This window comes from Methylobacter luteus IMV-B-3098, from assembly GCF_000427625.1.
Lineage (GTDB): Bacteria > Pseudomonadota > Gammaproteobacteria > Methylococcales > Methylomonadaceae > Methylobacter > Methylobacter luteus.
Window position 1 is genome coordinate 3379026 of the sequence record NZ_KE386569.1, and the last position, 19613, is coordinate 3398638.

Below are 19613 nucleotides of genomic sequence, written 5' to 3' on the forward strand. Positions count from 1 at the left end.
TTCTACTAATGGTGGTCGATGTTATTACCGACAATCTCGGGGCGAATCCGGTAGAGGAATTACTGGACCGGAGCGGTTTGTGGGCTTTGCGATTCTTAATGATTACCTTGGCGATCAGCCCTGTCAGGCTACTGTTCAAGAACTTGCCGGTCATGAAATACCGGCGCATGCTGGGCTTGTTCGTTTTCTTCTATGCCAGTGTTCATCTACTGGTATTCCTGGTCTTTGACCACTATCTCAATGGGGCTTATATCGTTGAAGCGATAGCTATAAGTCCCGCCGTTCAGATAGGTCTGGTGGTCTATCTGATATTGATTCCCCTGGCCGTGACATCGACCAATAAAATGATGCGCCTGTTGGGCAAGCGCTGGGCGAAGTTGCACAATTTCGTGCATACCGCCGCTTTGCTGAGCATTGCGCATTTCGTTTTCAGCGAAAAAGTCGATATATCCGTTCCATTGACCTATGGCGCTTTTCTGGTTTGCCTCCAGGTTTCTCGCATCATACTTAACAAGCGCAAGCAGATTGCTTTGCTCAAACGCCCGCATTTACAGCACGATGGCGAATTTGAGGCTTGAAAGTCTCGCAGCCATATAACTCGATATTCCTATCTACTGCACCCATGATTACTATACGAAACGCCGAGTCTCCCGATGTTGCGCAGTTGGCGGAGCTTCTGAAAGAGCTGTTTGCCATCGAAGCCGATTTTGTTTTTGACCGGGACAAGCAGGTTAGCGGACTCAAACAGTTGCTGGACAGCGGCATGGGTCGAGTTTTTGTCGCCGAATCAGGCAAACGGATAGTGGGCATGTGCAGCCTGCAAACGTTGATTTCCACGGCTGAAGGCGGTCCGGTGGGCCTGCTCGAGGATCTGATCGTTACGGCGGAGTTCCGCTGCCAGGGCATCGGCGAAAAACTGCTGGCTGCGGCCGTTGACTGGGCGGAGCGGCAGGGTCTCAAGCGATTGCAATTGCTGGCGGACAAAAACAATCCGCCGGCCTTGAAGTTTTATGAAAAACAGGCCTGGCGGCAAACGCAATTAATTTGCCTGAGAAAGTGCTAGCTTTATGCAGGCAGAGTGAATATCCGCCATCGGCTAGTGCTTGCCTGTTCAAGTCGAGGACAATGCGCCGCCGTCATACTTCCCGCTTTGGAACAGTGTCAGCTCCCAACGATCCGCCAATTCATCATGCCGCAGTATGTAAATATCGTCTTCGCTTCCGCGCACTTTAAAATAACGGTATTCGGGCGCTAACCAGCGGTCGATTACTTCTTCAATTTCAACGGATTTATCACCCATAAAAAAACGTCGAGGCGTTTCCTCTCCCCGGTAACCGGCATAACATTCCACGCGAATGGTTAACTGATCCGTATTCATATAATTTTTAAACCTTAATGGATAAAATTAAAAAGCCAGCAAAACAGACGTCTAACTGGTGACTGCAGTGAGCGGCCCTGACGGACTGGCACTGAACAGCAGGCAAAAAAGCATTGATCGCCAACGCGATGGTTTCATGCTGCTCTGAATGTCTCCTTGAGGACGATTTGAAGCGCTCGCCCACTGTAAGACATTCGGAGAATCAAAAATTCAATTCCCTGAAAGGCCGGCCTCAGCCAACAACCAGACTGTTACAAAATGATTGGCTCTGCTATTAAAATGAAGAGCTCATCGACTTGCGGCAGCGTGTAGCACCCAAAAAGATCTATGCCAGCAGTTTGAAAAAACTTTTCGGCGCACCACAAATTGGACAAGCCCAATCATCCGGGATGTCTTCCCAGCGCGTGCCAGGCGCAATGCCGCAATCGGGATCTCCTTTTGCTTCATCGTAGATATGCTCACATTCCATGCAGTGGTATTTACGGTATTCGGTCATCTTGGCTCACCTTATCAAAATCATTACTTTTATAGCGTTCAATGTTAATAATCAGCAACCCTGGTTTACTTACCCGATGTTGCGCTAGGGCCTTTTTTAATCCCGTTTGCGGCGCCGGTGCCGGGTTTAGCCTCCAGGCTACAGTGAATACGCGTGTAGGTGCGAATTCATTCGCACGGCCTGTCAATGCCGGCACCCCGACATTCGCTGTCCCGGCTCGAACACCCTCTAGGGACAAGTGAAATTGACCCTGCAACTGCGCAACATCAGTTACTTGAGATCGGCTCACCAATAAACTGGGACCTGAGCAGTGCAAACAATCTTCCCTTTATAGTTTGGCTGCTTGCTGGTGTCAATCGGTCGGGTAGAGAGGGTGCAGTACATTTCCCCAGTGATCAGTTTTACAAAAAGGAAATTCAGCAGCACGATTGCAGCGATTAATCCTTGTTGTTAATCGTGCGGATGAACGAGCAGGCCGCCGATTTAAAGTAAACTTAAGTTAGTGAAGCTACTCTTTGAAAAACAAAATAAAACAGGATTAGGGAGGCGTCATGATTATGGCTAAGTTTAAACTTGAGGATGGTACTGAGTATTTGGCGGAAGATTTTATCGACGGCTATTTAATCAATCCGCTTTTGCTGCGCGGTTCTACTCCGGTAGTGCCTTTTATTCTTCGCACTGAACATGTATTGTCAGTGCATTGCTTAATCGGAGGATGGCTCAGATGTTGGGGCGTCTTTGATACGCTCGATGAGGCTCTGAACTGTGCCAAAAAGGGCTCCTCTTCCTGGCGTAATAAGAAGAGCGCTTAACGGCAATCCGTGTTGCCGGCCTGGTAAAAATTCAGAAATCGAGTGCGGATAATATCCGACGCCGCTTCACATAAAATATACATCCGAAGGACCGGTTTGAGACAGTCGATGTCCTGTGTAGTTGAGATTAATTTTGCAAGTGGTCTGCTGAAAGGTACGCATTGCGCACCCTTTTTATATTCTTAACCCATTTCCTGAATCAATCGCGCGATCAATCCCACAGGATGCATGACCGTCACCGGCGGCGCCAGTTTGCCGGCACCGCCCGCCAGATGCAGCGCGCAGCCGATGTTGGAGGTGATCAGCAAATCCGCGCCGCTGATGTGCAACTGCTCGATTTTTTCGGCGCCGAGAGGATCCGCTATGTGCGGATGGGTCAATCTGTGCACGCCGCCGGCGCCGCAGCAGACGGCGTTGTCGGCCAGCGGAATCAGGTTGATGGCCGGGATGCGCGCTAGCAGTTCGTAAACGGCTTGCTGGTTTTTCAGCGTGTTGCGCTGGCTGCACGGTTCGTGCACGGCGATGGTTTTGGGATAGGCCTGGAGCGGCATCTTGTCGGGCCAGTGCAGGTTGATGAAATGGGTGACATCGAACAGCCGGTCCCCGAAAAAGCCGAGTTCTTCGTCATCGAAATCGGCGATGGCCAGTTGCCCGTATTCGTTTAGCATCAGGCCGCAGGCGCTGGCCGTGTAGACGACGGCATCGACATCCAGCGAATTGAACACGCCGACATTGCGGTAGGCCAGTCGGGCCGCCGTTTCGGCTTGTCCCCGATGCTGATGTATGGCGCCGCAGCAGCCTTGCTGGCCGGGAATGATCACGTCGAATCCGATCCGGTTCAGCACGCGTATGGCGGCCGTCGCCGTGGCCCTGTCGAAACTTTCGGCGATGCAGCCGGTAAACAGCGCCACGCTGCCGCGCCTGTCGGCAGTCGTTAGATAGAACGGCTCCAGCGGCGCAGCGTCGATGGCGGGCGGCAGCAAGTCCTCATAGGATTCCAGTTTTAAAACGGATAACAGCCCGGATTTGCGCAACAGGTTTTGCAGGCCCGAGCGCTGATAAAAGCCGAGCAGCCGGCTTAAGAAGCGCAGCCGGGGCTTGTGCTCGATCAGCGCCAGCGACAGTTTTTCCATGAAACCCGCCAGGCGCGCGGGCTTGGGCATTTCGGCGAGTTTTTGCCGGCTCTGATCGAGCAGTTGTCCGTAAGCCATCTTGCTGGGGCAGACGGTCTCGCAGGCCCGGCACTGAAGGCAGTTGTCCAGATGTTCCAGTTCTTCTTTGGAAGGCATTACGGACTGGTTGAGAATCTTGTCAATCGTGCGGATGCGGCGGCGCGGCGTTTCCTCATCGATGCGGTTGATCCTGAAGGTCGGGCAGTGGCTGACGCACAGACCGCAGCGCATGCAGTCCGAGACTTCCGGAATGTACAGGCCGTTCTGTTCATAAGCCACGTCAGCGCCGAAGCTGTCTTCGAAAAATTCCAACATGCTCACGACTCCATGATGTAGGCGTAGGCGCGGCGCAGCAATTCCATTTCGGCCGGCGGCTGGCCTCTTAGCTGGGTCAGGGTTCTGAACCGGCAGTCTTTGCTTTCCATCAGTTGGTGCGGCGGGTCCAGCAAGTCGAAGCGGGCCAGGTAAACGGTAATGATGCCGCCCGGCGTTTCGATCCGTTCGCGGTAGCCCGACTCGGCTTTCAGCAGGTGGATCGGCAGATCCAGGGCCGTTCCCGCAGCCTGCACGACGGAGGCCGGGTGTGTGCTGACCACGTCATGCACCGTTTCTTCCGATTCCAGCGCCGAAGACAGCAGCGGCAACGGCGAAGGCGAGCAGACGCTGCCATTGGCGTGTTGCACGAACAGGGTCAGGGCGCTGATGGCGCCGTTGTAATAGAGGATAACGCGGTTGTTTTCGAAAGCTTCGGTCATATGGCTGCTAATGGTGAGCGTCCCAGAGGTTCTTGTAACTGCTGTCCATGCGCGACAGACGGGCCGTGATCTGATCGAGCCGGGTGAATTCGGGACAGCGGCCGGGGTTGCCGGCGCCGTACCATGCCTCCATCGCCTGGGTCAGTTGCTGTTTTTCGGCATAGCACTGGGCGATCTGGGACTTCAGCCAGGCCATGCTGTTGTCAGGGTTCAGCTCCACGATCCGGTAGCGGGCGCCGTTCTCGAAAATGCGCACGCCGCCGCCTTCGGCCGCCGTCCGGTAAAGGCTGGTTGCATCGGTCACTTCGATGCCGGCCAGATAGTCAATGCCGAAGTCGTGGAATTCCGGCAGCCAAGGCACGGTCGGCCCCATCAACACCGTAACGGCATCGCGGGACAGTTCGGCCAGGCGCGGAAAGGTCTTGTTGATCAGCGAGCTGGCCGTCAGAAATACCCAGTCGGCATCCGGCAGCAGGAATTCGCAGGCCGGGTCGGGATAATCGCCGGCTATGGGCTGCCGCTCGATAATGTGCAGGTCGATCTCTTCGGCATAGCGCTCGATGCCCGGATAGCGGCCGATCACAACGACTTTCCTGCCGCGCAGCTGCGGCAGGAAATGTTCGAAGACGGCCAGATTGCCGAGGCCCGGAGCCGGTTGCAGGGTCAGGCCCGCCGGCAGCTCGCGCGCATTCAGGCTGCAATTGATCGCGGCCATGCCGACGGTGGCTGTGTAGGGTTCCCAGTCGGTGATCCAGCCGGCCAGCTCGCCCAGCGTTTTACCCGTCAGCGTGCCGGGCCAGGGCAGGGTCCGGGTCGGCAGGCCAGGGCTCATGGCCATACCCAGCGCGGTGCCGCCATCCGGTTGCGCCTTGCAGACCGTCCACACCAGGCCGATGGTCAATTCGGCGACGCGCGCATTATTGGCGGCATAATCCAGCAACAGTTCATAAATGCGGTTCGGCCGGGTCATAGTGTTTATTCCGGCATCGGCAGCAATTTGGCTTCGGCCGTGATCCTGTCCGCGCTGCCCCAGGCGGTGATGCCTTCGACGAACCATTTAGGTCTGGTCGGATGTGGCTTGACCACATCGTATTCGGCGTAAAACGTGCCGTCGCTGTTGAATTGCAGGCTGCCGATACGCTGCTGGCGCTGGTCGTGCCAATAGCCGGCCAGATTATGCTCGCCCGTGTACGGGTCCTTGACCAGCTCGAAACGGGCTTTGTCGAACAGGGGGTAGTGCTCGACGCTGCCAGATTCGAAACCGAGCCGGTCGATTTCATCGCCGATCCGGGTGCATATCGAGGCGCCCAGCTCGCGCTTTGTTTGGATATGTTCAGCCAGTTCCATCGTTTACGCCTCCAGTCCGGCGGCCAGGTCCATGATCACCGAGCCACCGGACAGATCCTGCGGGTCCAGTTGTTGCAACTGCGACAAGATGAACTGGCCTTCGACCAGATGGCCCTGCCGCAATTTGATGAACGCCAGCGCCTTCAGCGTATACAGATAAAACAGCGTAATCTCGTTCGCGTACAGATCCCATTTTCTCGGCTCTCTGGCCAGTCGGCGATAATCGCTGGGAAAGCCGCCCTGTCGGGCCGATTCCTCCAGCCCCGATAGGACAATACGTTCAGCATCAGTCAGGCGCTTTTGATAGAAGTAGAACTTGTACAGGGCGAAATAGGTTTGCAGGCAATGGCTGTCCATGGTCTGCGCCTGTATAAACAATGTTTCGGCACGCGCTTGGTCGACCGAACTTGCTATTACCGCCGCTTGCAGCAGTTGATTGACCTCGGACGGCATATTCGGACTGAAGGTGATGCGTTCTCCCACGTCCATGGCTACCAGACCTCGGCCGGCGCTATCAGGTCGGCGACAGGCTCACCGCCCAGCAGATGCTGATCGATGATGGTCTTGACATCGGTCGGTTTGACTCTGCCGTACATCACGCCTTCCGGGTAAACCAGCACGCTCGGCCCCATCATGCAGGGGCCCATGCAGCCGGTGTTGGTCAGCGCGATCTTCTCGAACAGGTTGCGGTTTTGTATCTCGTTCATGAATTCGTTCATGACTTCCGCGCAGCCGCTGCTCGCGCAGGAACCGCGAGGATGGCCCTGGGGGCGGTTTTGGGTGCAGACGAATACGTGTTTTTCTGGTCTGGGCATGGTGGGTTCCTTAAATGTAGGCTGGGTTGATAAACCCAGCAAATACGCTAAATTCACAATTAATTGTCGCTGGCGCGACGGTTGTTTGAATCGGGTTTCAAATGTAGGTGCGAATTCACTTGTGCCCCAAAGGGGTATTCGCACTAATATTTCTTCAGTGCGAATGAATTCGCACCTACAGCTCCTGTCCTTTTGGCAACGCGCAGCATCTCTGCCGCGCCCCTGCGGGCCTGTTCTGTTAAAAGTGCAGTAGGCTGGGTTGATAAACCCAGCATTTCGGAGCCACCCATGCTGGGTTTATCAACCCAGCCTACCATGGTTAAAGACTTTGTAAGGTACACATACGTGCATTACATTCGCATCACGCCGCTTTCTTATGCGCGTGCGTAAAGCAGCTTTTCGGACAGACTTTCGAGCAGGCCTCGCAGCCGATGCAGTCGTTGGCATTTTTAATGCTCATGACCATGTTTTCGTCGTCATCGTCCTCGTCGCCATAGCCGTCGAAGTCAGCGAGCGCGTCGGATTTTTCCACCAGGTCGAACACATCGCGCGGGCAGACTTTGAAGCAGCGGCCGCAGCCGATGCAGGTCGACTGGTTGATGTCGTTGACATAAGACGGCGTCCATTCCGCGCCGCCGAAGGTTACGCCGGTTACAAATTCAGACATACTAAGGCTCCCGGTCAGGCCGCGTCGGATTGCGCGGCGTTAAGTTTCTGATTGGCCTCATCCCAGGCCTTGCAAGCATCAAACGTGGCCTGGGCTATGCCCATCAGCTCCTGATAGGCTTCCGGCAGGCGGTCTTCGATCAGATCGTGCAGTTCCATGGCCTGTTCGCTGGCCAATCGTTTGGTCTTCTTGACCTCTTTTTCCAGTTTTCTCAGTTCTTCGGGACTCACGGTCACACCTCCTAGTCAGTCGCGGCTGTGTAGTATTTTTCGATCAGGTTCAGCGCATTCTCGATAGTCTTGTCGCTTTGCTCGCACATCGTCTCCAGGCTCGGAAAGCCCCAGCGATGCACGTCGCGCAGGATTTTATCGACCACGATCAGCTTGCCGACTATGACGAACGCCCGGCCGAAGCCTTCATGGCTCAGGTTGACTACGGGCACGGCCATGAGGCCGCATCTTTTCTCGATCAGCGATGCCAGCGAGTTGTAATAAGCCTTGATGCGCGCGATGGTAATGCCGTCCGGATCGCCGATAACGGGAATTTCGCGCTTGCGCTCCTTGGTCAGGACGATGGGATCGATAATCTTCGCGGGCGACCAGCCGTCGTAGGTGTCGAACGTGTCGATGGCGCGCAGTTGTTTGATCAGATCCTGAACAAGCTCGGAATCCAGGTTTACGTCGTCCTCTCGGACGACCAGTTCAGCAGTGGTCATGGTGTACTCCGTTAATTTAAAGTGGATGGAGAAAATTTTTATTCATCCCAGCCTTCGTTTTCCATCTGGTCGAAACGGCTGGGGTCGGGGGCTTTGTGTTTGTTGATCGCTTTCGCCAGCCAGCTTGAAGGGCCTGCCTTTAATTCATTCTGCAGATCGGCGATCAGGTCCTTGATTTTGCTGCCTTCATGCACCTTGACCGGCTGTATACCGTTGCCGATCAACTGGTTGACGGCCGAGGCGCCGATGGCCTGGCAATAAACTGCCGCACAGCCGTCCAGCAGTTGAATTTTCACGGACAGCTTGTCTTCGTTGCCGTCCTGCGCCAGTTCGCCAAATTGCGCCGCTTCCATGAGTTCGGAGTTCTCCATGTCGACGGCGTAAACCGCAAACGACCTGGCGGAGCCGAAATGCTGGTTGACGTATTCCATATCGGTGGTGGCAAAAGCTATTTTCAATGCGGTATCCATAAATTTGCTCTCATCTTTACTTTGCACGACGTGCAGTCTTCTGCTTAATGACATGACGGCGCGCTGGCTTCGGTGGCCGGTTTTTGCGCGTAAACCGAGCGGTAAACGGGGATTTCCTCGTGCGCGTGATTGATGACCAGATTGGCCAGATCAAACAGCGTCTGCCGCGAGCCCTTGTAGCCTATCCAGGTCTTCTGGTAGCCGCCGATGATGTCGTAGAGCGGAAAGCCGGACCTCAGAATCGGCGTGCCGAGCCGCTCGGCGCTGTCGACGGCGTGCGAGTTGCCGATCACCAGTTGCGCGTTATTGGCTTTGGCAATCAGCTCCATGTCTTCCAGATCGCCGATCTTGATGCTGGCGACCGGTATGCGCGACAGCAGCGGCGTATTGCAGGACGTGACCGCGGCCACGACCTCGGCGCCCATCTCCTGCACCTGGGCGACCAGCGCATGCAGCAGGTCCGCATCGGCCGCGATGGCGATACGCAGCTGGCCGAGCATGAAATGCGTATCGAGCATGGTGTCCTGCAACTGCGAGCGCTGGCGCTCGATGCGTTCCGGCACGTCCAGGCCGCTGATCTCGGACAGTGCCGAGATCAGGGCATCATTGGCGTGTAGGCCGTAGAGATGGTCGAACCGGTAAGTCGGCACGCCGGTCTTTTCTTCCAGCAGGTCGGCCGCTTTCTGCAATGAGGCGCCGATCACGACCGTCGCCTTCGCGTGGCCTAATGTGGCCATTTCCGACAGCGGCGTGCCGCCGATCGTGACCGGGCTGAAATCGTCATCGGTCAGGCAGCCGTCCAGCGAGTCGGACAGGTCCGGCACGAACACCGGCCGCAGTTGAAACTGCTCGAAAATGTCGCGCAGCGCTTCCAGATCGCCCGGCGTCAGCATGTAGCTGACCAGCACGTTCACCTGGCGCCGGCGCCAGCCCGGCAGCGTGCCGGCCTCCTTGGCATCGGGCACCAGCGCGCGGATGATTTCGGTCAGCGTGGCCGCATAGCCGGTTTCGACGCTGCCGGTAAAATCGGGCGTATTGACCGCGACCACGGCCACATCGTCGAATTCGGGATTGGCGGCTCTGAATTCGCGGACATTGCGATGCACGTCGGCGCCCTGCGTTTCAGCCAGGCCCGTGGTCAGAATCGTGATCAGGGCAGGGCGGGATTTTTCGGCGATGGTCTTGATGCCGACCACCACATTCTCGTCCGCGCCCAGCACCGAGCTGCTCTGGTCCATGGCCGTGCTTTGCAGCGGAATCGGCTCGCGGAAATGACGCACGAAGAACACCTTGGCGAACGCCGTGCAGCCTTGCGAGCCGTGCAGCATCGGCATGGCGCGGTTGAAGCCCAGCGTCGCCAGCGAGCCGCCGACGGGCTGGCTGGCTTTCAGCGGGCTGACCGACAGCGCCTTGTTGCGTTTCAGAATCTCGGTCATGCCGCCACCTTCGTCTTTTTCCAGGGCGCCGGCGCCCTAACGGATTGCCAGACGGGGCTTTCCATGGTCAGCGCCAGTTGGCGCACCAGTTCCAGCATGCCCTGATAGCCTTCGTAGCCGAATTCGCGCTCCTGGTTGATGTCCAGGAACGGGATTTTCGCCTTCAGCGCCGTGTACATGTTGCGGCCGCCGGCGATCAGGATGTCGGCCTTGTAATCGTGCACGATGCGGATCAGTTCCCTCGGGCTGCCGTCCTCGATCATCAGCGTGTCCTCGCCCATCAATTCGCGAATCCGCGCCTTGTCCTCCTCGGTCGATTTCTTCGTGCCGGTCGCGACGACCACCATGCCCAGATCCTGCAGCGCCGAAATCACCGACCAGCTTTTGACGCCGCCGGTAAACAGCAGCACGCGCTTGCCTTTCAGGCGTTCCTTCCACGGTGCCAGCTCGGCGCGGATGCGCGTTTCCTCGCGTTCGATGAGTTGTTCCGTGCGTTCGGTCAGATCGGGATCATTGATAGCTTTGGCGAAATCGCGCAGGGCCTGGCTGGTGTCGGTAATGCCGTAAAAACTGCCTTCAAACCAGGGCGTGCCGTACTTTTCATTCAGTTTGCGCGCGACGTTGAGCATGGCCTTCGAGCACACCATCATGTTGACCTCAGCCTTGTGCATGGTCTGCACCTCGCGAAAACGCGCATCGCCGGACAGCGTGCATAGAATGCGCAGGCCCAGCTCATCGAACAGCGGCAGCACATGCCAGAACTCGCCGGCGATGTTGTATTCGCCGACCAGATTCACATCGTGTATTTTGATATCGGCGCGCTGGACCGACAACGGCAGCGGGTCGGGATCGCGCGTGCCGATCACATACTTGAACATGGCGTCGCCGGCGATGCGGTTGCCGAGGTTCTTGGTGCCGTAAAAGCCGGCGCTGTCGATAGGCACGACCGGCACGCCCCAGCGCTCTTCGGCCGACCGGCACACCGCGCCGATATCATCGCCGATCAGCGCCGGCACGCAGGTGTTGTAAATGAACACGGCCGGCGGCTGGTAGGTTTCGACGGCCTGCTTGATAGCATGGAACAGCCGCTTTTCGGCGCGCCCCATGACGATATCCTGCTCGGTCAGATCCGTGGTCATGCCGATGCGGTACAGGCTCGCCCCGGAAGAGCGCGTGCCGCGGTTATCCCAGGAGCTGCCGGCGCAGGCGATAGGCCCGTGCACGATATGCGCGACATCGGCAATCGGCAACAGCGCAATCTGCGCCCCGTCAAACGCGCACCCGCCCGCCGAAGCGCCGGGCTTGGGCTTGGCGCAACCGGATTTCTCCTTCTTGTTATGCTCGCAGGAGGGCTCGTCCAGTAATTCAGCAATGTCTTTGGTTGATTTCATGGCTCTGACCGGTAGTTTTGTTTTACTTAGGGTAGAGCAATGATTGTGCCAGGTTGGGGAATGTTGATTTTGTTGGGGTTGGTTGGGAGGGGATTGTAGGAAATGCTACAAAGTTGGGGGATTGGTGTAGGAGAGGGAATATTCGGCTATTCGAAGTAATTTATATTAGGGTTTAGGCTAAAGTTTCAACTTGAGCATGCGTGCTGATGATCAAAATTAAAATGCCCTTACAAGTAGCGCGATCATCTAGTTATTTTTTAAGGCTGATTTTGAGATAGAGTATAGAATATTTGGCTCTACATAATTATTTGTTAAACGTAAAAATGGATTGGAAAACATTTATAGCATGGTAGGCTGGGTTGGTAAACCCAGCATTTCGGAGCCGCCCAAGCTGGGTTTCCGCAAAGCTCCAACCCAGCCTACATGATGCTTATTCCCATGAATAGCATGGTAGGCTGGGTTGATAAACCCAGCATTCGAAGCCGCCCAAGCTGGGTTTCCGCTAAAGCTCCAACCCAGCCTACATGATGCTTATTCCCATGAATAGTCTTGGATGTCCGGGGAGGCGGCCCAGTTTTCGGGGTACATGCCGCGCTGGACCCATTGCCGGAACGATGAATACGGCCAGTCTTTGGCGGCCTGAACGTAGCCGTGTTTGACGGGGTTGTAATGGATGTAATCCAGGTGGTTGTGGTAATCCCGCTCGTTGCGAATGCAATGCTCCCAATAGCGGCGCTGCCAGATGCCTCTTTCGCCTTTGCGCTTGCGGCTCTCGGAAATGGTTTCATCGGCAGTCAGGCTCATTGAAAACCGTGCCTTGATCAGACGCCAGCGCGTAGAATAATCGTCATCGCCCGGCGGCAGGGTCCAGATGCAGTGCAGATGCTCCGGCAGGATGACGATGGCGTCTATGTTGAAGGGATGATCATTTCGTGTTTGCCGGAAGGCGGCGCGCAAGTGATCGACATGCCGAGTCAGTTGGTCATTGTTCTGGCGCTCGGCAAGATTCACGGTAAAGAAATACTGTACGCCGGTCAGCCGGACTCGCTTATAGGTTCGCATCCACAAAGCTTAGATGAAGCGCCGTGGTTGTGCTATATCCATAGTCCAGATTGTAGGCTGGGTTGATAAACCCAGCCTACCAAAGCCGCCAAAGCTGGGTTTCCGCCAGGCTCCAACCCAGCCTACATAAGTTACATAAACTCATTCCCATGAATGGTCGTGGATGTCCGGGGAGGCGGCCAACATTTCGCATCTAAAGCGCCTGCGGTCCTTTATTGGACGTGTTTATGCCAGCTCGGCATGGCGATGATGCAGTTCGGCGTCAGTCCGGCTTTTTTCAGGACGTCAACCGTTGCGACCACTTTATTTCGGGTCATGTCGATGACGCTGACAGAGCCATCGTCCATCTCCGGCAGATTGAGGAAGCTGTTCTGGACGAAGGCGTAGCGGTTATCAGGCGAAAAGACGAAGTGGTGAGCGCCTCCCGCGGTCGGGATGGTCGCAAGGAGCTTTGGCTCGTAAGGCTCGGCGATGTCGAAGATATTGAAAGCGCCCGGCTTGGCCGTCGTAACGAAAAGGCGATCGCCTTTTTCATTGAAGCCCATTTCCAGCGGCAGGCTTTGGCCGGTGCCGACAAAATCGAATACCTGATGAAAACCGAAATCCCTGGATTGAGGGCGCCAGGTCGCGGTCCAGAGCGTGCCGCCATACATATTGTCGATGTAGGCCAGCGGCGGGTTTTGACCCGGCGCAAAGAGAATTTCAACGGGCGCTTCTCCCGAAGGAGACGGTTTGGTCGAGAGTTTATGCGTCGAAAGAAGTTTCTGTGTCGAGGCCTCGATGACCGTGACGGTCTCGCCGGCGTCTTTGGGGTCGTTCGGGTTTACTGTGCTGGTGACGAATATCCGGTCCAGTTCGTCGTTCAACATGATGCCATGCGGATACTTGATGAATTTATCGGGGGAGTCGCCGCTGGCGATGGTTCCTATGGGTTTGTCTGTTTGGGCGTCGCCCACGATAATGTTGCTGGAGCCCATGCAGCTCAGAAACCAGCGCTTCTTGTCGGCTGAGAAGGTGAGGTCCTCCCCGACCTTGCAGTCTGGCACCGGCACAATCGTTTTCGACTCGGGAAATTTTGCTACGTCATAGATGTAGAGCTCGGTGTGTCCGAGCGAAGTGACATAAGCCTTGGTCATGTCTTTGTTGTAAAAGATATGGTGCGCCACGAAATCCGGGGGCAGCGGCGTATCTTTGATGATCTTGTTAAAGTTCGGCGATTTCGGGTCGACGTCTATGACGGCAATGCCTTCGCGCCGGTTCGGCTGGTCAGCCTTGCTCTCGTAATTGAGTAGAGCCAGCAATTCCGCGTTTGCGGTAACCGGGACACTTAGCGCCATTGCGCATAGGCCAACTATCTTCAATGCTTGTTTCATGGATTTCTCTCCAGTGTTCTATTCGGTTAGTTGCCCGCGGTAGTCGGGTCGATCACGGTTCGATTTCGCTGATGCGGTTATAACGGGAAAACCGCCTTGCCCGGCCTGCTGACGGATGATGGCTTCATCGGAAGCGATGTAGACGCAGCAGGCCTTGTCGCCGGTTTCGTGGCTCTGAATCCATTGCACGCCCGGACCAAGCGGGAATCTCGTTCGATCAGGAATTTCGGCATTTGCTTACCTCCACGCTTTCTTTGCCGGGGCTGAATACCCCCAAAGTATATGATCGGCCGTCTTTGAAATAGATCAAAAAAACAAGCTTTCAGGCAGTGAATTTTTCCGGAAAAAGCTCAACCCGCTGACCGGGCGTTACGACGACATCCTAAAGGCTGCGCACGACCGGGTCATCGAAGCGCGCAGGCTATGTTGAAAATAAGCGGTTACACGGAATTATTTGCCCCCTCGTCCTATCTATAAAATCTGTAAAATTGGCGGACTCAATGGACCAGATCTAGTGAAGCACGGCATTATTTTCTTTACGATAGATAATGAGTCGGGAGATGAGCGACAGTAATCTTAATGCATAACTGGAACTGTAGCCGCATTGAATCCTAGGAAAGAGTAATTCACCACGGATGCCTTTCATTTAGGAGGAAAGCCAAAATGACTAGTTATCGAAAGATTCCAGTTTATTTGCTGTTTGTAACTGCTGTACTGTTTGCAGCGGGAGCGGTTGCCAGAGGCGGCAGTACTACGCCGGAAAACAAGGTTCCCGAGAGTGTTGAAAGCAAGGCGCAGAATCTCATGGACGACCTGAAGCAACAGGGTTTCGAAGTCAGCCGCGGCTATTTCAAGCTCTACACAGTCGATGATTGTGACTACACCTTTGACAAAATCGGGTCTTGTTACGGCAACAATCCTGCCGCACCTTATGCAGTTTTCACGGTGCCCCCTTGGCCGGAGGAATTTGTGGACCCCATATTCGGTAACATGTGGGGGCCCTCTCAAGCGGGTTACAACGATATCTATCGCCTCGATCCGCGCGAGGCGATCATAATTTTAGGGCAACTGCCTCCGCCAGCCGCTTTTTTTTCCGAACAGACATGGATTTTTACGCGGGAGGGGGCTTACGATAAGGACAGCCAGAAGTATAAGGATATTGAAAAGTATCTGCCCGACTTCCTGTCGATTTTTTTCGCGAACGTGCCCGATCATCCCGAACGCATTCAGGTCTTATCCAGCCTGAGCAATCCCAACAATAATGTGGTCATCGAAAGACAATCCGGCGCAGCCTTTGACCAGATCCGCTATTTCATCATCACCCCGGACCAGGTCATGGATCAGGAGGTCCGTAAGGCCTTCAGCCGTATCTCGGTGGAAGATAAGGACGTCTTTACCGAACCGATCCCATCCGACATGAATATCGGTCTCGACCAAGGCGCCGATGACTTTACCAACCTTATTCGCTATGTCAAACCTGATGACGGAGGAGCGCCCGGCACGCGCTCGGACACCTGGAGAAAGGATCTGCCCCTGGTTGTGCTTCGCGTCAGGGACACGCGTTCCGACCGCGAGCCTCAAGGGTACCCGCCGGTCGAGATCGAAACCAGAACAGCACAGGATGAGCTCTATCTCAAACCCGATCTGTTGAATCTGGTGAAAGCGGTCGGTGATCGATGGGAGCAGCCTTGTGCCACTGCCGATTGTTCGGACCGGGCCGGAAGCTTCACAATGCTGCAGGAGTTCCCCACTTATATGGTGGGGCCGCTCTGCCTCTCAGTTGGACAGAACTGCCTTCTCGACACTTTGGACACTACCTATCAGCTCTTCGGCCCCATGCCGCTCGACAACGGAGAGATCTATGCCATTGCGGGCACGCTCGGAACGGAAACCGGCAATGCAACGTATGTGGGCTTCGGTATCAATCAGAGATCACGCATTGTAGGGGTCGCCAATCTGTTCAATGATGACCTGAAAGGCACTGCGAATGGATACGCGGGAGAAGCAAGCAATACCGGCAAATTCTATCTTTACTACTTCACGCGGGACTGTTCCGGCCTGGAAGACCTCACGGACGGCCACTGCTTTCCGCTCTCGGAGGAATTAATCCCATCGGGCGATCAATTCTTAGCCACTATACGAGATTACATCAAGCCGGGCACGCAACGGGGGGCCGACTCGGCTCTCGTTTTGCCTTCTATGGTGATGAAACTGCAGAGACCGTGAAGGAGTCAAGGAAGCGTAACAGTCGCGGAATGGTGTACGACGCTCTCGCGCCGCTGTTGGGGCATGGTGTTTTGGACGAAATTGGAGCGATAGAGAGGTAGGCAGGGTTGCTAAACCCAGCATTCGAAGCTGCCCTGAAATTTAACAAAGCCATCAAATTGACGGCTATTGCGCTCTAAGCATCGTTTCCCGTTCATCGTATCCGTTACTGCTTGAATGCTTATAAATTTTTGATGGTGCAATCCTTTGCTGGAGCGGGCCACAAAAGATATTTCCAATCCACAGTTGAAAATTAGCTGTCGTGACACTATATCTTTTTACGCTATCTTGCAGAATTGCATTAATCATTGCTCTCCTTAGTCCCTAAACTACCGAGCCCCTTAATTGGGGCTTTTTTTTGCCTTTTGCATTGATGATGATTTTAGCCGCCAATGCCGGGTTTCCGCTAAAGCTCCAACCCAGCCTACAAAACTGAGATAGCGCTGTAGGCTGGGTTGATAAACCCAGCATTCAAAGCCGCCCAAGCCTACATGCTCGATTTTTTAACGATTGATGAGCCAGAAAGCTTCGTTCACTCTTCTTGCAGAAGTTCTGCAAAAGGTATGAATCCTTCACTGTTATGCTGGCTGCAGGCAACAAATTTGTACTTTTGCTGGTTGATGGTTTTCTCGAGTGTATCCAGGTTGGTTTTGCGTCTGCATTGTGTGCCTTTCGAGGTTGTCGACTGACATTGTGAGGCGGCTTCGGCCAGGTTGATGATTTTGCCTGGCGTTTTAGCGGCAGGGGGCGATTGTTTTTCGACCTCTTGTTTAGGTTGGGTTTTTTTCTCTTCGACAACAGGTTTTTGCTCTGCTGCCTTTGCCTGGGCGGCTGGCTGGACCGCTTCGGGTTGTGGTAGGTCGGATGGCGTAATTTGTTGTTTGGCCAGGTATTTCTCTACGCGTGTCAGGCTCGCGGTATTTGCGGGCTCTGCTGTTTCTGTTTTGGCAGGGGCGGTTGCAATTTTACCTTCCAGTTTGGCCAGATATCTTGCAACACCCGTCATCTTGGCCAGTGCTGCCGCCTCCGCTTCGGCTTGTTCCTGTTCTTCCTGCTGTTTTTTCGCCAGGTATTTTGCAACCCTGGTCAAGCCTGCGGTTCCCGAGGTATCTGCCTGGGCTGCATCTTTCTGTTCTTCCGGGTAGTTGTTTGCCAGGTATCTTGCAACACCCGTCAATTCGGCCGTTGCTTGCGCGGTTTCGGGACTTTTTTTCGGCTGATGTTTCCCTGCATCCGACGGTTCCTTACTGCTTTGCTCGTCTCTGTAGACCGATGGACTGTAGTGACCATGAGCATCGGGCAGTTTTACCCCTACCAGGTCGAGCAATTGATCTATAAAACTCTTTGCCATTTCAAGCTCCTCATACTTTATATTTATTGTGTTGGTTATCTGCGGCTGAAGATATTTCAAATCCTTGTATTTGGATAAGAAATAAGCGCCGAGGGTAAGCATAGCCTAATCGGAGCATCGAGGTAAACGGTATTGAGTTACGCCTGATGAAATCGCGTCTGGGAATGGACACGAACTCACTTGAGCACGATGGGCCGGGTGGGCAAACCCGGCATTTTAAAGCCGCCCATGCCGGGGTTCCGCAAGCGCCAGCCCGGCCTACATGCGGTTATTCATTTCATATAAGCCGACAAAATCCTGCATGCTCAATGTAGCAATAATATTTTCTTCATCATCGAGTAGTTCATACATCACACCCTCGGTTCCCCGAATGCTGAACAGGACAATCGCCCCTTCATCGCCACCGCATTCTCTGTGAGGTATCGGATCAGGATGGCTGATGGTGTAACTCCCGACGGCGCGAGCGGCTTTTAATTCGCCATTGGCATGATAGAGCCGGTGTTCGCCGTGAATAACAAAGGTGTGATTCAGCGCGCGGTGCCGATGCAGGATTATCGGGTCGTGTGGTTCAAATTTGAAGATTACGTCGACAATTTTGCTGTCTTGATCGATATTCAGAATCGAGTAGCGGAAATTCTCAAATTCGCCAAGTTGCTGCCATGCGATGTTTTTATCATTAAAAAGGTAGTTGCTCATAGCGGTTTTCCTTATTTGAAGCGAAGCCCTCAACTCGACAGCTGTTCCGGCTGGCTGAAGCGCATTCATCAGCTTTGCCACTGGCTGCACAGGTTGTGAAGGTGAATTTGAATGCTACTGAACGAACGTCAGGCTTGAAAGTGAAAACTGCCTTTTGAAAGCGGGCATTTTGCCCGGTGTCGGGAATTTCATTTTCGTTGTAGACCAGGTTTCCGCCAAAGCTCCAACCCGGCCTATATGACTACATGACTATCAACCCCTTCAGGACTGACGGCGAACGATAAAAAATAAAAGCGGTTTAGTTTTTGCTACCAGGTTGTTTTCCAACCAATACCATAGGATTTATCTCCTGTGCTTGGAGAATGGTTGACAGAGCCGGAGAATTTACCGTATTCGCTGCCAACGCCAATCCCTAGTGAATTATCCTTGGTACTCGGCGAATGCGTGACTGAACCCGAATATTGGCCATGACCTACGCCTACACCATATGAGCTTCCGGTATCCGGAGAATGGCTGACAGAACCGGATAGATTACCGTGTTCGCTATCCACGCCAAGCTTTAGTGATTTATCCCCGGTACTCGGCGAATGTTTAGCTGAACCTGAATATTGGCCTTGTTGCGCACTCATGGATACGGTTCCATCTTTGTAAACATTTAATTTATGCGACGAATCTTCGTCTTTTGATTCAATCCAGCCACCCGCCAGTGGGGATGCGTCGGTCGTCGGACGCTTGTTTATAGTGACTCCGGTAGCAACTTTATTTCCACTTTCCTTGGTTTCGGAAATAGGAACATCGACTTCCGCGAAGACGGCATAATTAGCCAGAACCAATGCAATTGACATCGATACGGCAATGATGGTTTTTTGCAATGTTTTCATATATTCACCAAGAAGTTTATTGATTGGGTTTGCGAAAGCTTGTTTTGGGTATGGCAACCCAATCAAGCGGCAAAAATTATGCGGCTCCGATTCGTCCTGCGTCCTTACCCCTCTGCCGCATCCCGGTAAACTTGATGCGGGCTTCGTGGCAATCCCAATCAATGACTACGCCGTTTTGTGATGCCTTGTATTTTGCCTCTCTCCCATGCTGTTCACGCAGATTCAGGCAAAAACACTCGGTGCTACGGCTATCGGGGGCTAAAAATCTTCACTTCGTTAATGCTCCGTTTCCAAGATTTTCAGCGATTGTAAGAACGATTCATTCGAAACCATTGTTCGCCCTTGAACTAATCAATATTTCCTTGCAATAGCTTATGCTTCCAGAACTTACGCATTTTCCCTTCTCTCACCGGCAGGGATGAGATGATCTAAGTTGTTATGCCTATGTGGGGGCTTGCGTAAGTCCTGACTTCATTGAATATGATAGCGCGATAGGCCGGGCTGATAAACCCGGCATTTCGAAGCCGTCCA

General features: G+C 54.1%; 24 protein-coding genes. 4 read left to right on the forward strand and 20 right to left on the reverse strand.

The window, feature by feature from the left end:
* Nucleotides 1-8: 8 nt before the first annotated feature.
* Nucleotides 9-578, forward strand: a complete 570-nt coding sequence (locus METLU_RS0117905) for a protein-methionine-sulfoxide reductase heme-binding subunit MsrQ (protein ID WP_231383643.1) — start codon at nucleotides 9-11, stop codon at nucleotides 576-578.
* A gap of 44 nt (nucleotides 579-622) precedes the next feature.
* Nucleotides 623-1063, forward strand: coding sequence for a GNAT family N-acetyltransferase (locus METLU_RS0117910; RefSeq protein WP_027159425.1), 441 nt, complete (start codon nucleotides 623-625; stop codon nucleotides 1061-1063).
* A 48-nt stretch (nucleotides 1064-1111) separates the two neighbouring features.
* Here METLU_RS0117910 and METLU_RS0117915 read toward each other — a convergent pair whose 3' ends face one another.
* Nucleotides 1112-1378: a hypothetical protein gene (locus METLU_RS0117915; protein ID WP_027159426.1), complete on the reverse strand. Its 267-nt coding sequence runs from the start codon at nucleotides 1376-1378 to the stop codon at nucleotides 1112-1114.
* A gap of 325 nt (nucleotides 1379-1703) precedes the next feature.
* Nucleotides 1704-1874 (reverse strand): rubredoxin, encoded by a 171-nt coding sequence (locus tag METLU_RS0117920; RefSeq protein WP_027159427.1) that lies wholly within the window; start codon nucleotides 1872-1874, stop codon nucleotides 1704-1706.
* A 557-nt stretch (nucleotides 1875-2431) separates the two neighbouring features.
* Between METLU_RS0117920 and METLU_RS0117925 the strand changes: the two genes are divergently transcribed.
* Nucleotides 2432-2686: a hypothetical protein gene (locus METLU_RS0117925; protein WP_231383644.1), complete on the forward strand. Its 255-nt coding sequence runs from the start codon at nucleotides 2432-2434 to the stop codon at nucleotides 2684-2686.
* 182 nt (nucleotides 2687-2868) lie between these two features.
* Here the strand turns inward: METLU_RS0117925 and METLU_RS0117930 are convergent, their stop codons facing one another.
* From METLU_RS0117930 to METLU_RS27480, 15 genes are all read right to left on the reverse strand, one after another.
* Nucleotides 2869-4173: a (Fe-S)-binding protein gene (locus METLU_RS0117930; protein WP_027159429.1), complete on the reverse strand. Its 1305-nt coding sequence runs from the start codon at nucleotides 4171-4173 to the stop codon at nucleotides 2869-2871.
* A gap of 2 nt (nucleotides 4174-4175) precedes the next feature.
* Nucleotides 4176-4613 carry a hypothetical protein gene (locus METLU_RS0117935; protein ID WP_027159430.1) on the reverse strand — a complete coding sequence of 146 codons (438 nt, stop codon included), beginning with the start codon at nucleotides 4611-4613 and terminating at the stop codon, nucleotides 4176-4178.
* Between the two features lie 7 nt (nucleotides 4614-4620).
* Nucleotides 4621-5670 (reverse strand): DUF364 domain-containing protein, encoded by a 1050-nt coding sequence (locus METLU_RS0117940; RefSeq protein ID WP_331271279.1) that lies wholly within the window; start codon nucleotides 5668-5670, stop codon nucleotides 4621-4623.
* Complete coding sequence (locus tag METLU_RS0117945) at nucleotides 5589-5960, reverse strand: hypothetical protein (RefSeq protein WP_027159432.1); 372 nt, start codon at nucleotides 5958-5960, stop codon at nucleotides 5589-5591. Before METLU_RS0117945 ends, METLU_RS0117940 begins: the two co-directional genes overlap by 82 nt.
* A gap of 3 nt (nucleotides 5961-5963) precedes the next feature.
* A complete protein-coding gene (locus tag METLU_RS0117950; protein ID WP_027159433.1) occupies nucleotides 5964-6449 on the reverse strand; it encodes a hypothetical protein in 486 nt (161 codons plus the stop codon).
* A 2-nt stretch (nucleotides 6450-6451) separates the two neighbouring features.
* A complete protein-coding gene (locus tag METLU_RS0117955) occupies nucleotides 6452-6775 on the reverse strand; it encodes a (2Fe-2S) ferredoxin domain-containing protein (RefSeq protein WP_027159434.1) in 324 nt (107 codons plus the stop codon).
* Nucleotides 6776-7136: 361 nt separating this feature from the next.
* The gene (gene fdxB, locus METLU_RS0117965; RefSeq protein ID WP_027159435.1) at nucleotides 7137-7442 is read right to left on the reverse strand and encodes a ferredoxin III, nif-specific; all 306 of its coding nucleotides are present in this window, start codon (nucleotides 7440-7442) and stop codon (nucleotides 7137-7139) included.
* A gap of 14 nt (nucleotides 7443-7456) precedes the next feature.
* Nucleotides 7457-7672, reverse strand: a complete 216-nt coding sequence (locus tag METLU_RS0117970; RefSeq protein ID WP_027159436.1) for a CCE_0567 family metalloprotein — start codon at nucleotides 7670-7672, stop codon at nucleotides 7457-7459.
* Between the two features lie 11 nt (nucleotides 7673-7683).
* Nucleotides 7684-8157, reverse strand: coding sequence for a NifX-associated nitrogen fixation protein (locus METLU_RS0117975; RefSeq protein ID WP_027159437.1), 474 nt, complete (start codon nucleotides 8155-8157; stop codon nucleotides 7684-7686).
* A gap of 38 nt (nucleotides 8158-8195) precedes the next feature.
* Nucleotides 8196-8627: a nitrogen fixation protein NifX gene (nifX, locus tag METLU_RS0117980; RefSeq protein WP_081679246.1), complete on the reverse strand. Its 432-nt coding sequence runs from the start codon at nucleotides 8625-8627 to the stop codon at nucleotides 8196-8198.
* A 44-nt stretch (nucleotides 8628-8671) separates the two neighbouring features.
* A complete protein-coding gene (nifN, locus tag METLU_RS0117985; protein ID WP_027159439.1) occupies nucleotides 8672-10063 on the reverse strand; it encodes a nitrogenase iron-molybdenum cofactor biosynthesis protein NifN in 1392 nt (463 codons plus the stop codon).
* Entirely contained in the window at nucleotides 10060-11454 is a 1395-nt protein-coding gene (nifE, locus tag METLU_RS0117990) for a nitrogenase iron-molybdenum cofactor biosynthesis protein NifE (RefSeq protein WP_027159440.1), read from the reverse strand. The genes nifN and nifE overlap by 4 nt, the downstream gene beginning before the upstream one ends.
* Nucleotides 11455-11985: 531 nt before the next feature.
* On the reverse strand, nucleotides 11986-12516 hold the full coding sequence (locus METLU_RS0117995; protein WP_027159441.1) for an REP-associated tyrosine transposase: 531 nt from the start codon (nucleotides 12514-12516) through the stop codon (nucleotides 11986-11988).
* 212 nt (nucleotides 12517-12728) lie between these two features.
* The gene (locus tag METLU_RS0118000; protein ID WP_231383645.1) at nucleotides 12729-13853 is read right to left on the reverse strand and encodes a YncE family protein; all 1125 of its coding nucleotides are present in this window, start codon (nucleotides 13851-13853) and stop codon (nucleotides 12729-12731) included.
* Nucleotides 13854-13907: 54 nt separating this feature from the next.
* On the reverse strand, nucleotides 13908-14078 hold the full coding sequence (locus tag METLU_RS27480; RefSeq protein WP_231383646.1) for a nickel-binding protein: 171 nt from the start codon (nucleotides 14076-14078) through the stop codon (nucleotides 13908-13910).
* 474 nt (nucleotides 14079-14552) lie between these two features.
* On the opposite strand from METLU_RS27480, the gene METLU_RS0118010 reads away from it, so the two are divergent.
* Nucleotides 14553-16115 carry a hypothetical protein gene (locus METLU_RS0118010; RefSeq protein WP_027159443.1) on the forward strand — a complete coding sequence of 521 codons (1563 nt, stop codon included), beginning with the start codon at nucleotides 14553-14555 and terminating at the stop codon, nucleotides 16113-16115.
* Nucleotides 16116-16686: 571 nt separating this feature from the next.
* Here the strand turns inward: METLU_RS0118010 and METLU_RS0118020 are convergent.
* The 3 genes from METLU_RS0118020 to METLU_RS0118030 all read right to left on the reverse strand — a co-directional run bounded on the left by METLU_RS0118020 (nucleotide 16687) and on the right by METLU_RS0118030 (nucleotide 19082).
* Nucleotides 16687-17607 carry a hypothetical protein gene (locus METLU_RS0118020; RefSeq protein WP_027159445.1) on the reverse strand — a complete coding sequence of 307 codons (921 nt, stop codon included), beginning with the start codon at nucleotides 17605-17607 and terminating at the stop codon, nucleotides 16687-16689.
* A 156-nt stretch (nucleotides 17608-17763) separates the two neighbouring features.
* A complete protein-coding gene (locus tag METLU_RS0118025) occupies nucleotides 17764-18270 on the reverse strand; it encodes a cupin domain-containing protein (protein WP_331271280.1) in 507 nt (168 codons plus the stop codon).
* 239 nt (nucleotides 18271-18509) lie between these two features.
* On the reverse strand, nucleotides 18510-19082 hold the full coding sequence (locus tag METLU_RS0118030) for a hypothetical protein (RefSeq protein ID WP_027159447.1): 573 nt from the start codon (nucleotides 19080-19082) through the stop codon (nucleotides 18510-18512).
* Nucleotides 19083-19613: the final 531 nt, after the last annotated feature.